Here is a 15,053-nt window from a genome sequence, read left to right as displayed (position 1 = left end):
ATCATCACGACATATTTCAAAATTATCTCTTAATGCAGTTCGAGTACGGGAGGAGAACAAATCTATGTTCAGTTACTGCGCAGTTTGTGTATTCTGTTTCTTGAAGCGTAAAAAAGCAGTTCCTTTTTAGGAACTGCTTTTCGTTTTATTGTTTATCTTTATCGTCAGACTCTTCAGTTGATTTGTCTTGGTCGAAATAGCTTTTTGAATCCTGGTCAAAATAGCTTTCTTCTTCTTCTTTTGGTTGAATGTTTACTTTAAAGTCAGATGACTTGTTATCATCTTCCTTTGTATCCTCCGTTTCTGTTGCAGATGATGGTTTTTCTTTACCATCTTGTTCAGAAACTACAGGATCTGGAAGTTTTCCATCTTCAAACAGGCCTTTAATCTGACCAGCATCTAATGTCTCAACCTCTAATAGAGTCTTCGCTACAAGCTCTAACTTGTCACGATTTTCTGTGAGAATTTGTTTTGCTCTGTTATAACATTCTTGAATGAAGTTTTGGATTTCCTGATCGATTTCATATGCAATCGCATCACTGTAGTTTTGCTCATTTTGCATATCGCGACCTAAGAAAACTTGCCCTCCACCACTGCCAAATTGGAGAGGTCCAATCTTATCACTCATACCGTATTCCATAACCATCTTACGAGCGATTCCAGTTGCACGCTGGAAATCATTATGAGCACCAGTACTTACTTCGCCAAAGATGATTTCTTCGGCTACACGACCACCTAATAACCCGGTAATCTTATCAAACAATTCTGGTTTCGTCATAAAATAGCGATCTTCGCGTGGAAGCATTACAGCATAACCACCTGCTTGACCACGAGGTACAATCGTTACCTTGTGTACCATATCTGCATCATCTAGCACCATACCAATAATCGTATGTCCACTTTCATGATAAGCAACAATATTGCGTTCTTTTTCTGAAATAACCCTACTTTTCTTAGCAGGTCCAGCGATGACACGGTCAATTGCTTCATCTACTGATTCCATATCGATTTTCTCTTTATCATGTCGTGCTGCAACAAGTGCTGCTTCATTTAAGAGGTTTTCAAGGTCTGCACCTGAAAATCCTGGTGTACGCATAGCGATTGTCTTCAAATCAACATCTTCTGCTAATGGTTTATTACGTGCGTGAACACCTAATACGTCTTGACGACCTTTTAAGTCTGGACGATCTACGGTAATTTGACGGTCAAAACGTCCTGGACGTAATAACGCAGGGTCTAAAATATCTGGTCTGTTAGTTGCAGCGATAATGATAATTCCTTCATTCTCACCGAAACCATCCATTTCAACGAGTAATTGGTTTAAGGTTTGTTCACGTTCATCGTGACCCCCACCTACACCAGCACCACGTTGACGACCTACTGCATCAATCTCGTCAATAAAGATGATACATGGTGCATTTTTCTTCGCATTTTCAAATAAATCACGTACACGGGATGCACCTACACCCACAAACATCTCCACGAAATCCGAACCACTTATAGAGAAGAACGGAACTCCTGCTTCACCTGCAACGGCTCTAGCAAGTAATGTTTTACCTGTACCAGGAGGTCCTACTAGTAAAACCCCTTTTGGTATTTTTGCACCAATAGCAGAGAATTTACGTGGATCTTTTAAGAAGTCAACTACTTCTACTAATTCCTGCTTCTCTTCATCCGCACCAGCAACATCTCTGAAGCGAACTTTTTTCTTCTCTTCATTGTACATTTTCGCCTTACTCTTACCAAAGTTCATCACACGGCTACCACCGCCTTGAGCCTGGTTAAGTAAGAAGAAAAACAAAATGAATATAATAACAAATGGAATCATGGTCGTTAAGAACGTAACCCATCCACTCGGTTGTTCCTCTTCCTCAATTGTTAATATCCCTTGATCTTTAGCGGTATCTTCAACCTGTTCAACGATACCAGGAGTATCTAGGATATTAGTCATAAAGGGTTTATCATCTTGCTCTAATTCCCCTACCACACGTATTACACCATTGGAAGGGCGCATTTCCATTTCTTTGATTTGGTTATTTTCCAATGCTTGCATAAATTCGTTTACTTTTAATTCTTCAGCCTGGTTGTTTTGGCTGCTGAATACTGATATGATCCCTATCACAACTAAAAAGATTACGAAATAGAGGATCACATTACGTATAATCCGATTCATTGCCTACCTCCTCCCGAAACGAGAAAACTATAGTAAATAGTATCATATTGCAAGACTTTATGACAACTAATTACAACTGACCCTTGTTTGATTTTAATTATTCTTCTCCACCATAAACTTCTGGCTTTAAAATACCGATATATGGTAAGTTTCGATATTTCTCTTGATAATCTAGTCCATAACCCACCACAAATTCATTTGGCACTTCAAAACCTACCACATCTGCTTTAATATCAACAGTTCTTCCTTCAGGTTTATCTAATAATGTGACAATTTTAATTGAATTTGCCTGACGATACTTAAATAAATCAACTAAATAACTTAATGTAAGACCACTATCAATGATGTCTTCAATAATTAAAATATCACGACCCTCTACCTTTGTGTCTAAATCTTTCACGATTTTAACTTCACCAGAGGAACGCATTTCATTCCCGTAACTTGAAACATCCATAAAATCCATTTCTAGGTGTGTGTCAATCGAACGTAAAATATCCGACATAAAAGGTAATGCGCCTTTCAACACACCAATCGCTAACGGAAACCTTCCTTCATATTCTTTGGTTAACTGCTCACCAAGCTCTTGACATTTCGCTTGTATTTGCTCTTCGGAAATTAATATTTCCTTTATCTCATCATGCATCTTGCTGCCTCCTATTCATTTGAATCCATATATGTTAATGAAATATATTTACCAACAGAACCTTCATGAACTAGTTCCGCTTTCCTTAAACCAACAATCCAAAGCAAAGATCCATCTGCACCAAAGATGAGCGGCCAGCTATCTCTTAAATAAACCGGGATTTTCTCATCAATAAATATATCTTTTACTTTCTTCCGACCGTTTAATCCTTTCACTTTGATACGGTCCCCTGGCATTCTCACTCTCATACTAAGTGGTAATAATGATTCACATTCAATCGGGATATGTAAAGTATAATTATTATCTTCCTGAATATCTCCAGAGGTATATGTGGCTGTCAGAATGGCGCCATTCGGTAGTAGCATTTCACCGGGAACCTTTATGAATTGGTGGTCTTTCCATTTCTTTTCGACTTGGGAGAGAAAGTGGAAACGCAATTCTTGGTAATTTTTCGTTACCTTTAAGGATTTTGGGAAATCTAAAGTAACATTACTCTTTTCTTGATCTAATAATGCAAAAAAAGCTTTTTCATGTTGTGTAGATAAATCTGTTGGTACTTCTTGATAAAGATAGTTTAATATTAGATGAAAGGCTCGTCTTTGTAAAGCTATCGGGTAAGATCGAAAAGCTTCAATATTAAAAAATACCGAGTCTTTTTCACATGTTACGACTTCATGCCACATTGCTTTCGTTTGTGCTTGAAGAAATTCCTCGTCCTCCGTCATACGCTCTGTCATTTCCTGTACATGAAGATGAACGTGACGGTCTTGTTGCTTGAGCAACGGTAAAACATGCAACCGGAAAAAATTGCGTGTATAATCGATAGATTGGTTCGAAGGATCCTCCCTAGGTACGATCTCAAACTCTCGACAATATTGATAAATTTCATTTTTAGATAAACATAATAAAGGCCTAACGATGTATCCATTTGCAAATTTTCTTTTTACTGGGATACCAGTTAAAGCAGCAGGATTTGACTGACGTACCATTCGCATTAATACGGTTTCTACCTGGTCATCACCATGATGTGCCAAAGCCAAAAAGTCAGAACCTGTTTCCTTCATAACCTGTTCAAATACCTGATAACGCAAAGTACGGGCCGCTAACTGTGTCCCTTCTTTATGTATTGCTTTTCTCCTGTTCACATCTACTGCCTTCCCTATAAATGGGACGCCTAATTGCTCACAAATCTGTTCAACGTATTGAACATCTGCCGCAGACTCTTCCCCACGCAAACCATGATCGATGGAAATTACCGTAACTTGCACATCCCAATGTTTCTGCAAGCTTACTAAATAGTGTAGTAATAGCAAGGAATCTGCACCACCTGAAACACCTACTAATACCTTGGCATGCTTATGTAATAATTGATGTCTCTTCATAAATGGCGTTAATTTATCATAAAGGGTTGTTTTACTCAAACACCACCACCCCATCCAATCTTGTTTACATTATTTTAACATAATATGAATGATAAAATCTTTTTATCACATAAAAAATGTAACATAAAGATAACAGGCACCTCCAATAGTTAATATACTACCTATTTCAAGAAAAGGATATAATGCTTCATGAGAGCTTTTTGCTTTTTGATGCTGTCTTCTCTTATCTCGTTTTGACTTCTGATGAATAAAATAATTTAACAAATAATCTTTTATCTGTTCTGCCTCAGTTATAGAATTATTAATGAGCATCAGTAATAGTTTTCTCAATGGTTCGATTGTCACTGCCTGATTGATTTTCTGTTGTAACGTTTTTTTAGGATTAGTTCCTTTTGTAAAACCATTTGGATAATAGACACGCAAAATCACCATTGCTAACGCAAAGAGATCGTAGCCCGGGTCAGCTTTACGTGAACCGCATTGCCAATACGCACGATCATAGAATTCAGTATACTCTTTAATTGCTCTACCCTGTAAGGTTGTCCCACCAACATCAACCCATCTTAATTGAACGGGCTTACGTGATACAATTAAATTTTCTATCTTTAAATCACCAAATACATAGCCTTGCTGATGTAATACGTGTAAATCATTAGCAAATTTGATCAAAAGAGATACTAACCATTCATGCCCATTTCGCCGCATAAAATCATGTAACGATTCACCAGATATATATTCCATTACATAAAAAGAATAGGTAAAACCATTATGAGCCTGATAATCATCCACATCTATCAAAGAAGGTCCAAGGTGATAACCTTGAACCGCTTGGAAGGACTTCAATACGTTTACTTCAGAACTCACAGAAGCACTTTGTTTACTGATTTTCAGTGCTACTTGTTTGTTTTCGTGTACACAAAGATAAACAGACCCTATCGCACCACTACCCAGTTTTTTTACGACATGGTAATGATGACGGTGCCATTTACCTTTGACAATTTGTCCTTTTCTTAACTGAATATCAGGCTTCTTCGATGTCTGTGTAATCATCGCGCGCAAATCTCCTTCGTAACGTCTTCTTACCAAATTGATACATGGCTTCTTTTAAAGCAGGCCCAGTCGGTGTAATACCACCGCTTGATATTTTGGCAAAAATAGAAGTAATGGAATCTAGTTTCGATGTCCAATCTACTAATTGTTGAATCGGCTTCTTCCGTCCCGGGAATTGATATACAGCAAAACGGCTTCGCCCAATTCTTGCATTCATACTAATGGAAAGATCAATAAGAGCTTCTTGAACAGTTGGTAGTTTATTGGTCATACTAGCACTTGTATCAACGAGTACTAATACCTCTAAATCACAAGTCTCTCCTAGTTCGTCCACTACTTCCATTACCTCGCCACGCTGATCTGGAGGTAATTCTTCCATTGTTTTTTCACTACCTAAGATTTGCTTTAATTCATTATTCACAACTCCTTGCAACGTTTCCGTCATCGCTTGTTTGGTCACAGTTTGAACGGTCTGTGCTAAGGCATCCTGATAAACAATTTGACTAACCCCTTGGCCGTTTTCAGAGATTTCTTCTACTTCTTCCAATCCCTCTGGTTGTTCTGTATGATCATCTTCTAATATGCCAATGACATTAACCGTAATGCCTTGTTCGGCTACTAAACTAGCTACTAATGCTGGATCTTCTCCTTGGTTCGAGCAACCATCCGTAATTAAAAGAATTTGTTTAAGTGTCCCCGTTTTCATACATTTTCCTCCTATTATTGGTCATTGATTATTAGTAAGGTTCGCCAATAATGGGGGAAATTATACGTTTGACCTGCTGTTCATTAGCTAATGTCCTCTCTTTCAAATTGCCGAAAAGAACGAATAGGTGCCCATTCTGGTTGATTTTCTGTTATTTGAGCTACCAATACCGTCATATCATCTTCAATTTCACCACTTTGAGTTCGAATCACCTCTTCTAGTAATAAATCAGCGATTTCTTGAGGCTCTTTCGTTTCCATCTCCAGCAGTTTTCGCTTCAACCATAGATCAACATTCTCTATCTCTTTCGGACCTTCAAATATCCCATCACTCATCATGATTAAGAAATCGCCTGCTTTTAATTGTGCACTGACAACATCAACTTCTACCTCCTGAATAATCCCAATTGGAAGGTTACTAGCCTCTATCTTCTCTACAGCATCACTTCGCATAATAAAGCTAGGAGTAGAACCTACTTTCAAAAAGCGAACGACTGCATGGTGGAGGTCTACCATTGCCAAATCTAATGTTGCATAAATCTCTTCATTTGTTCTAAGTGCTAAGATGGAGTTAATCGATTTAATTGCTACCTGCTCGTGCAAACCAGATTCTAAGATTTGTTGTAATAACCGTAATGTTTCGGTACTTTCCTCATGTGCTCTGTCTCCATTTCCCATCCCGTCACTTATAGCTAAAGCATATTTTCCGGCACCAAGCTCCATTGATTTATAACAATCCCCTGATATTAATCCTCCTCCTTTGGCTGCGTGTGCTACCCCAGTATTAATGACAAATTTCCTGGCAGAACCAAAGGTGAAAAAGCTATGCCCTTTTGCTAGAGGAGACAGATCTTCCGTAACGACAATGATCGTTTCATCCAAAATATCAGAGAGAATAGGTGCAATCAGTTTGGCAGCTTCCCCATGGTATTGCTGGAACGCAATCACCATTTCAATATCGATGTTTCCTTTCTCCAAGCTATAAATATCTAGTTTTTCTAGTTCAATCCCTACATGTTTTAACGCCGCAACTATTTCAATTTCCTGTTGCTCATGGTTTTCCTTTTCTTTAAGAATCTCATTAGCGAAATTCTCCATGACTTCTGATACACCACTTAATTGATCTGCGACAAAACGTCTACTTTCTAACACTTGTTTCTTCAGTTGTTTATTTGCTTCAAAAAAGGATAGTTCTTGCTGCATGGTATCAATTACTTTACGAGATTTAATACAGTGATTTTCAAACTGTCTGTTCGTTATATTATTCAATTGGTTATCTGTCTCCAATTGATCTTTGACATCTCGCATTAAATCGTATGTTTTATCAAATTGTTGTACCCAACAGGTTTCTTTTTTAAAGCATGTTTGACAAGTTTTTTCCGTGACATTACTTAAATAGTAGTCCACTTCTAGATCCTGTTCCTGCCATTGGTTGGATTCTGTTTGAAAGCTGCGAGACAAAGCTTTAAAGACATTAGAGAATCGCTCGACCCGGTGGGCAGTAACGTTTCGAACCTTTTGCAAATATTGCTCTTGCTCATTGGTATGTTCAACCGTTCCAGGTATATATTTAGCAATCTGTTTAATCAATTTGCTCGGTGTTATTAAAAACAATAATATCGCTAACGCTGATTCCATTAATGCTATTGCCAGATAATCAAAGGATTCGCCATATAAACTGATTAACAACGTACTAATTAATAACCCTAAACTGACAGCCAGCTTTCTTCCTTCTTTCAGTAACCCACCTAATAGGCCTGAGAAAGCTAATAAGCTCATTTGAAACATATTGGCGATGCTGGCAAGACTTAATATTAACCCTGCTACAACCCCAACAGTGGAACCAATTGCAGCACCACCAACCAATGCAAGAAGTAATACTAAATATCGCGCTAAAACTTGTTCCATTTGCGCATCATAGATTTCTACACCAATTACTCCTGTTAGTACCGAAGCTAATAAAATGATAAAACAAACAATTTCTTCATTTTTTAAGATTGGTTTATATCGTTTTGGTGATAATAATGGAATACTTTGCATAAAGATTAGTAATAGAACAGCTGCCAATATTCCCTCAACAAGAGCGATGACCCACTCCAGATATGTTAGCTTCGTTGTCATCGCATAGGTACTGATTCTAGGAATACTTGCTGCAAAAAAGACGAAAAACGGTAAGATCCTCTCGACCGATTTCGATTGATAGATAAAAAAGGAGAGGACTATTAAGATAGAAATAGATAAAAATATATAGAAGCTATGTGACAGACCGTATGTAAAAGCTCCTATTAATGAGAATGTAATAAGGGGAAGTACTTTGTCCCGACGTAAAAACCAGACTGCCGCAACAAAGGCAATGACAAATGGTGAAAGTGTCGATAAAATGACAGCTCTTCCTAATAAAAAACCGATAATACAAATAAGCAAACCTTTCTCAAACAATAAGCTTGTCCAATGTTGACCGATCTTTTGACGTAAGTTACTCATCATCGGATGAGAACTAGAAAAAAAAGATTTTGGTTTATTATCCGTATATGTGTTCATTTATATCACTCCTCTGTCCACATTAAATCACATCTCCTCTCGATATTTTGTCAAAACAAGGAAGATGCCGTTCTAAAAAGTTCGACGCTATTCTTTATATAAAGAACCAAACGACATTTTCTTCTTACCTTTCCTTTGATTTCTTTCAATATTTTTGACAGACCGTGTTGATACAGAAAAGATAATAAGAAATTTGAAGTTGTTTGTTGACAGATAGGTAAAGCTGTTGTATTATATTTTTTGTGTCTTTCGAATAAGACAATCCTATTTTTATATCATGGCGGTGTAGCTCAGCTGGCTAGAGCGTACGGTTCATACCCGTGAGGTCGGGGGTTCGATTCCCTCCGCCGCTATAAAGCATAAGACTTAGGCAAATGCCTAAGTCTTTTTTATATAAACTAATACAACTCTATTTGATTCGATGTAGATATATACTGCGAAGTAATGAAAATTCTGTTTGTTCAAAGTAATGTGATGCGGTAATCTAAAGCATAATTTTGAAATATATCGTGATGATAATTACCACTCCAGCTGCCCACTTCCTTTTCCGTGGGGTTTGCCCTTCAGCTAACTTTTTCGAGCAAAAACCGCTCGATAAAGTGGATCTTCAGGTCAAACAATTCCCACAGGAGTGGAAGTGGGCGGCCTTCGTTAAGCTATGCTCCACAACACTTATCCGAAATAAACCAGTCGTTTCCTTCACCATATGTAGCATAGGGTACGTCTATGGAAAAGGGGCATTCCCAGCCAATTAGCACTGTAATAAAACAGAAAAATTTAATTCCATGAGTTCATTTCTGTCTATAATCAGAGAACAAAAATAGCGGAGGCAGAATACGGAGACTCCTGTGGGACTCACGAGAGCTGAAGATCCACTTTGCAAAGTGATTTTCTTTGCAAAGTTAGCTAAAAACCGCCCACGGAAAGCGCAGTATTCTGCCGGAGCGGTATTCGGTGCACTCTCTATGGGAGGTTGGACAGCGTAGATCCTCGAGATAGTTTTATGTATTTGTGTTAATATGTTTATTCGCAAAGGATTCTATAGTTAAACCAGTACCTCCATTCTATAGACTTACCCTTTACACTGAAAAAGCTACCGATCATTTGATCGATAGCTTTTTCTTTATAATATATAATTACGAGTCACATCCGTCTTCTTTACGTTACATAGACAGCAAGTTTTAGCCTTTTCTCGCCCCTCGTCCTCCGCGTTTTGATTCTGTATGCTTTTTGAGAGTCGCTAAGCGATCTTCAGAATCTTTTAAGAAACGATTCATTTTTTGCTCAAATGATTCGCCTCTTTCGCGGTTATTTTTTGGATTTCCTTGATTTTTGCGACGATTAGATGGCGGTGGATTGTCTTTTGCTTTTTTAATAGACAAACCGATTTTACCATCATCTTCCACATTAAGAACCTTAACTGTTACTTCATCACCGACAGTTAAGTGTTCATTAATGTCTTTTACATAATTATCGGCAACTTCACTAATATGAACTAGACCTGTTTTTCCTCCAGGCAATTCAATAAACGCTCCAAAATTAGTGATTCCTGTTACCTTTCCCTGCAACTTGCTGCCTACTTCGATTGACATAAAAAAATTGCTCCTCCTTAAATTTTAAAAAAATATACTACAACTATATTATAGCCAAGCAATTAAAACGGTGTCAATAAGATGGATCCTCTTCTGGCAATTTAAAGACGATCTCTCCTTCTTCCGTAAAGAAATAATTCGTTTTTGCAATTTGCAACAAATATTCTTCATCATTTAAAAGCTCTATTTCTTCAGTCAGTTTTTCTTCTTCGTTTTGAAGAGTAGTTAATTCTTCGGAAAGCTCCGTATATTCCTGTTGCATATCCTGATATTTCATACGTTGATTAATATGAAAAGTAATGAGGCTAACCATGGTGACGGAGACAATTATGCCAAATAACATTAATCTACGATATAATTTCTTTTTTCTACGTTTTTGACGTTTTACTTGAGCGTCGTATTGTTCAATATAGGCGTCATTGATACGAGATACCTTGTTTCGTTTAGCCATAATTCACCAGTGCCTCCCTTGTGGAAATTATTCTTTTCTTCTTATTTTACTATAAAATCGGTAAAAAGGATGCAAATATTTTTTTGCATTTTTTGGTAATATTGGCTGTAAGATAGAAAAAATCACCTTTACCGGCCAGCCCAATACTTTTAATAACAATATTAGCAATGAATATAAAGCGATAAATACTTTGCTAATACATACTACTATTAATGATACGATAAATACGATAGGCTTTACAACAGAAATTTCTATTATTCGGTATAGGAAACGATAAATACGAAGTACAATTCGAATTAACGTATCTACAATGCGTCCAAAAACCTGTTCGAAAAGGCTTTTGAACATCGCATAACCACATAGCACTGCCAAAAATATATAGAGTCTTAAAATTCCTTCATTGACTAAAAACAAAATAAAATAGAGAATCGCTGCTTGTATAATCCAAAAGAGAATCTCCAACACATATTTCCATAGTATGCTTGAGGTCCACAATCGTTCCAGCCGTTTGAACGTATGATAACTAGCACCAAGATAGACACCAGATATCACCATTGCTATGATTGTGATAAATTGTGTACTTAATGTCATTTGAATAGCTTGCTAAACAAACCTTTAGCCTTCTCCCCATGTTGCTCGTCCAAATAAGATAATTCATAAATCTTACCCTTAATGGAAACATGGCCGGATTCTACATCGAGGTTTTTCATTTGTAAATTATCTCCACGAATAACTAGATAACCCATAACGGTTTGCAGTAGAAACTCTTCACTATCAAAGCTATCAACTTCCTTGACTCCATCTATCTCCAAGAGACGACGGTTGGTCATTTTTACATGGTGTTCCATTTGCGGTGCTGGCATCGTTTTTTTATCATAGTAATTCATTAGTTTTTCCCTCCCTTTTATCCATCACTAATATATGAATAAAGGGACAAGTTTAGAACTTCATAGAACACTATTGATTGATATATTCCTCATGTTTAATCGTATATAAATTACTTGCTTCATCTTTTTTGACCGTTTCTCTTAAATCATCAATTTGTATGGTTAATAGTTTTTGACCAAATTGAATCTTCATTTCATCACCCACCGCTACATTAGTAGCAGCTTTCGCAACATTACCATTGATAAGAATTCTACCTTGGTCTGCAATTTCCTTTGCTAGGGTCCTTCGTTTAATTAAACGAGAAACTTTTAAAAATTTATCCAGTCGCATCGATAATTCCCTTCCTCTACATTGTCATTCGCTTTCAAGACGCTTTGCCTCTTCCCAAAATTGGTCCAATTCATTTAATGTGAAAGACTCCCAAGCACGTTCACTTCCCTTTACCTTTTGCTCTACGAATTGAAAACGATGTATAAATTTTTGATTGGTCCGCATTAAAGCTATTTCTGGATTAATTTTATAATATCTTCCTAAGTTGATCATTGCAAATAGTATATCTCCGAATTCTTTTTCTTGCGCATCGAAACTTTCATATTCTCCTGCATTTTTAAATTCTTCTAACTCTTCACAAACCTTTGCCCAAATCGAATCTGGTTCACTCCAATCAAAACCTACTTTCGCTGCTTTTTTTTGGATTTCTTCTGCTAGTAATGTTGCTGGTAACCCTTTGTTCAATTCAGATAAAATCGATTGCTGCTGTTGTCTCTTTTCTTCTTTTTTGATAGCTTCCCAATTTTTGATTACTTCTGTTTCATCTTCAACCTCTAATTCACCAAAGACATGAGGGTGACGTCGAATCATTTTTTCTGTGATACTATATATTACGTCATCAATGGTGAAAAATCCTGCTTCTTCTCCAATTTGACTATGTAACATGATTTGCAGCAGTACATCACCAAGTTCTTCTGCCAATGCTTCATCATCTTCATTATCTATTGCTTCGATCACTTCGTAAGCTTCTTCAATTAAATATTTTTTTAATGTTTCATGTGTTTGCTTTTGATCCCATGGACACCCTCCAGGTCCTCTTAAAGCTGCAATCACTTCTTTCAAACGATAAAATTGGTGATGAAGTTTTTCTTTGTCTATCGGCGGGATGTAGACACTTGTTAAGTTGCTTAGCTGCATTTGCTGATCTAACTCGACTAACGGGATTTCTTGAATAGACTCTTCTTTACTACCAACTGCTTCCACTAAATAAATTGGATAATCTGCTGGTAAGTCTTCCAACAAAGTTAGCTTCACCTCTGATGCAATAAAAGCATCATATACTTGGCAAAAAACAAGGTGTTGTTCAAATTGCAGGTGATGACGACTGAATGAGGTCGCATCTACAAATTGAAATCCTTCGATCGGATCTATTTTTAATGCAGAAAATAAATCATCTAAGAAACTTTGGCCACCTACAATCTCTATCTCCACCTCTTGACTTTGTATTAATAACTGTACGGTTTGCTCAGCAAGCATTGGATGACCTGGCACTGCATAAACAATGTTCCCCTTCTCGTTAGCCGTATCTAGTAATGTCCTAGCAATTTCATGGTACACTGCATCAAAATGATCATGCTTTTCATAGATATCATCAAACGAATGAAAATCTACCGATTCTTCTTGTAATGCCTGAATTACCGGATGATCGAGCGTCCTTACATAACATACTTGTTGTTCACTTGTGAGTTTTCGATATATTCCCAATGGGAGCTGATTGATATCTCCTCCACCAAGACCAATAATTTCGATAAAAGGTTTCATGTTCTTATATCCTATCCTTTCTTCCATCTATTTAATAGTGGGAGCGGTGCAAGCTCATTCCTCGTTAAAATACGCCACTTAACAACAACAATAGCATAGACGATAAAGCCGATTATTACACTCCCTATTACAAAAAGGAATAGAGCTATTCGATTCTCGAAAGAAATAAAATAGAAGGCGGTCTGTTTTAAAATAGTTAACGCAATCGCCATCACTAAACTCGCTATTATTACCTTTATCCAAGGGATCACAAATAATCGGTCTCCGTTTAATACCGAGCGAAGCAACAAAAAGTTCGTCATACATATAATGATTACGGTACTAACAGTTGCTATAGCAGCTCCGTCCACCCCCCATAAAGGAATAAGGAAGTAGTTCAGCACCATTTTAACCCATAATCCTAAAAAAAGGATAATTGCCGTCCACTTCATATACCCAAATCCTTGCAAAGTAGAGGCGGTCGTTACTGTTAAAGAAGTAAATAATAAAGAAAGCGTTAATATTCGCAAACTAGAAGTACCTAGTTGATTTTGAAACAATAACTGATTCACTTCAGGAAATAATGTAAACAAACCTACTGTAGCTCCCACGGAAAGTAATATACAATATTTCGTTGTTAATCGAAGCTTTTCGATGGTTTCTTCTCTACTAATTTGCCAGTTTATTTTCGTTACTTGTGGAACCAATGCCATTGCAAATGATGATCCAACAACGGTTACTAGTTGTAATAATGGTTGTCCTCTATCAAAAACTCCCTTTGTCGCTGTAGCCTCTCTTAATGTTTCACCAAATGTAAGTAGCCCTGGAACCATTGTAAATGCATCAGCTAGCTGCATAAGCAATAACAACATATGATTCATACTGATGATAAGTCCAGCAACAATGACCGGGGAGATTAAGTTACTAATGGGTATACTTCGCGATGAATGGCCGTCATTCCACGTGCTATTTTTTTTTGTATATAAATAAATGAAAATAAAAGATATACTCAATGCGATAATACTTGCTATCATTGCTCCATCCGCGATTTTGTATACGTGTAGGTGCCCTTGATAAATCAGTATTGCCGTAACAATAATGATAGTAGCGCGTAATAACTGTTCGATCATTTGCGAATAAGCAGTCGGTTCCATCCATTCATCTGATTGGGTAATCCCTCTAAATAGGGCAACAAAAGGTATAAACAAAAACACCCAAGAAACGTGGCGGAGTGGATCGGTTAACAGATGATCCCCCATCCAGTTAGCAAGAACAGGGCTTAATAAGAAGAGCGTAAGAAAAAGAAATATTGCAAAGCCCATCATCACCGTAAAAATCGATATGTACATCTTTTGGTGGTGTTGTTCTTTTCCATTCACGGCTAAAAACTTAGAGATTGCGGCAGGGAAGCCATATAAGGCTAACATGAAGGCGATCCCTAAAATCGGGTATACTTGCTGATAAGTATAGAAGCCAATATCACCGGTTAAATTTTGTAATGGTATCCGATAAAAGGCGCTGATCACTTTGCTTAGTATACCTGCTAAAAGGAGTGCAAAAGCACCTCTATAAACTTGATTGTTTTGTTTATCATTACTCATCTTGTTCTTCCTTCATTTTCTAAATTCCTTGCCATTATAACACAGACACGTAACATCTAGATGAAAAAACAGTCGATCATTCCCCAATTCACATATCGCTTCAATCTTTAGTAACAAAGAAAAACCAAATCATGCACTGTTATCTGATTCGCAGTCGATATAGGCTTTCTCCCATTCTGCTTAATGATGAGTGCTCATATACGCTCCGGCAGAATACTGCGCTTTCCGTGGGCTCG

13 protein-coding genes and 1 tRNA gene are annotated in these 15,053 nt (G+C 37.2%); 1 reads left to right on the top strand and 13 read right to left on the bottom strand.

Annotated elements, in window-relative coordinates:
- Positions 1 to 145: 145 nt before the first annotated feature.
- The 6 genes from ftsH to spoIIE form a co-directional block, all read right to left on the bottom strand.
- Complete coding sequence (ftsH, locus tag GH715_RS19700) at positions 146 to 2,173, bottom strand: ATP-dependent zinc metalloprotease FtsH (RefSeq protein ID WP_153836920.1); 2,028 nt, start codon at positions 2,171 to 2,173, stop codon at positions 146 to 148.
- A 97-nt stretch (positions 2,174 to 2,270) separates the two neighbouring features.
- Positions 2,271 to 2,816 carry a hypoxanthine phosphoribosyltransferase gene (gene hpt, locus GH715_RS19695; RefSeq protein ID WP_153836921.1) on the bottom strand — a complete coding sequence of 182 codons (546 nt, stop codon included), beginning with the start codon at positions 2,814 to 2,816 and terminating at the stop codon, positions 2,271 to 2,273.
- 11 nt (positions 2,817 to 2,827) lie between these two features.
- The gene (tilS, locus tag GH715_RS19690) at positions 2,828 to 4,237 is read right to left on the bottom strand and encodes a tRNA lysidine(34) synthetase TilS (protein WP_163578783.1); all 1,410 of its coding nucleotides are present in this window, start codon (positions 4,235 to 4,237) and stop codon (positions 2,828 to 2,830) included.
- 66 nt (positions 4,238 to 4,303) lie between these two features.
- Positions 4,304 to 5,248, bottom strand: coding sequence for a serine/threonine protein kinase (locus GH715_RS19685; protein ID WP_153836923.1), 945 nt, complete (start codon positions 5,246 to 5,248; stop codon positions 4,304 to 4,306).
- Positions 5,220 to 5,954 (bottom strand): vWA domain-containing protein, encoded by a 735-nt coding sequence (locus tag GH715_RS19680; RefSeq protein ID WP_153836924.1) that lies wholly within the window; start codon positions 5,952 to 5,954, stop codon positions 5,220 to 5,222. The genes GH715_RS19685 and GH715_RS19680 overlap by 29 nt, the downstream gene beginning before the upstream one ends.
- Before the next feature lie 83 nt (positions 5,955 to 6,037).
- On the bottom strand, positions 6,038 to 8,494 hold the full coding sequence (gene spoIIE, locus GH715_RS19675; RefSeq protein WP_153836925.1) for a stage II sporulation protein E: 2,457 nt from the start codon (positions 8,492 to 8,494) through the stop codon (positions 6,038 to 6,040).
- Positions 8,495 to 8,773: 279 nt separating this feature from the next.
- Between spoIIE and GH715_RS19670 the strand changes: the two genes are divergently transcribed.
- Positions 8,774 to 8,847 (top strand) — tRNA-Met (locus GH715_RS19670).
- A gap of 828 nt (positions 8,848 to 9,675) precedes the next feature.
- On the opposite strand, the gene GH715_RS19665 is transcribed toward GH715_RS19670, so the two are convergent.
- The 7 genes from GH715_RS19665 to GH715_RS19635 form a co-directional block, all read right to left on the bottom strand.
- Positions 9,676 to 10,086 carry a S1 domain-containing RNA-binding protein gene (locus GH715_RS19665; protein ID WP_018934273.1) on the bottom strand — a complete coding sequence of 137 codons (411 nt, stop codon included), beginning with the start codon at positions 10,084 to 10,086 and terminating at the stop codon, positions 9,676 to 9,678.
- A 73-nt stretch (positions 10,087 to 10,159) separates the two neighbouring features.
- Positions 10,160 to 10,537, bottom strand: a complete 378-nt coding sequence (locus tag GH715_RS19660; RefSeq protein WP_153836926.1) for an FtsB family cell division protein — start codon at positions 10,535 to 10,537, stop codon at positions 10,160 to 10,162.
- A 27-nt stretch (positions 10,538 to 10,564) separates the two neighbouring features.
- A complete protein-coding gene (gene yabQ, locus GH715_RS19655) occupies positions 10,565 to 11,128 on the bottom strand; it encodes a spore cortex biosynthesis protein YabQ (protein WP_153836927.1) in 564 nt (187 codons plus the stop codon).
- Positions 11,125 to 11,424 carry a sporulation protein YabP gene (gene yabP / locus GH715_RS19650; RefSeq protein WP_018934276.1) on the bottom strand — a complete coding sequence of 100 codons (300 nt, stop codon included), beginning with the start codon at positions 11,422 to 11,424 and terminating at the stop codon, positions 11,125 to 11,127. Before yabP ends, yabQ begins: the two co-directional genes overlap by 4 nt.
- 70 nt (positions 11,425 to 11,494) lie before the next feature.
- Positions 11,495 to 11,755, bottom strand: a complete 261-nt coding sequence (locus GH715_RS19645; protein ID WP_153836928.1) for an RNA-binding S4 domain-containing protein — start codon at positions 11,753 to 11,755, stop codon at positions 11,495 to 11,497.
- A gap of 24 nt (positions 11,756 to 11,779) precedes the next feature.
- Positions 11,780 to 13,237 carry a bifunctional methyltransferase/pyrophosphohydrolase YabN gene (gene yabN / locus GH715_RS19640; RefSeq protein WP_153836929.1) on the bottom strand — a complete coding sequence of 486 codons (1,458 nt, stop codon included), beginning with the start codon at positions 13,235 to 13,237 and terminating at the stop codon, positions 11,780 to 11,782.
- Positions 13,238 to 13,248: 11 nt separating this feature from the next.
- Complete coding sequence (locus tag GH715_RS19635; RefSeq protein WP_153836930.1) at positions 13,249 to 14,817, bottom strand: putative polysaccharide biosynthesis protein; 1,569 nt, start codon at positions 14,815 to 14,817, stop codon at positions 13,249 to 13,251.
- Positions 14,818 to 15,053: the final 236 nt, after the last annotated feature.

Source organism: Gracilibacillus thailandensis (genome assembly GCF_010994055.1).
In the GTDB taxonomy this organism is placed as follows: domain Bacteria; phylum Bacillota; class Bacilli; order Bacillales; family Amphibacillaceae; genus Gracilibacillus; species Gracilibacillus lacisalsi.
Note: the sequence above shows the minus strand (reverse complement) of the source record. Positions and strands in the feature narration are given on the sequence as shown.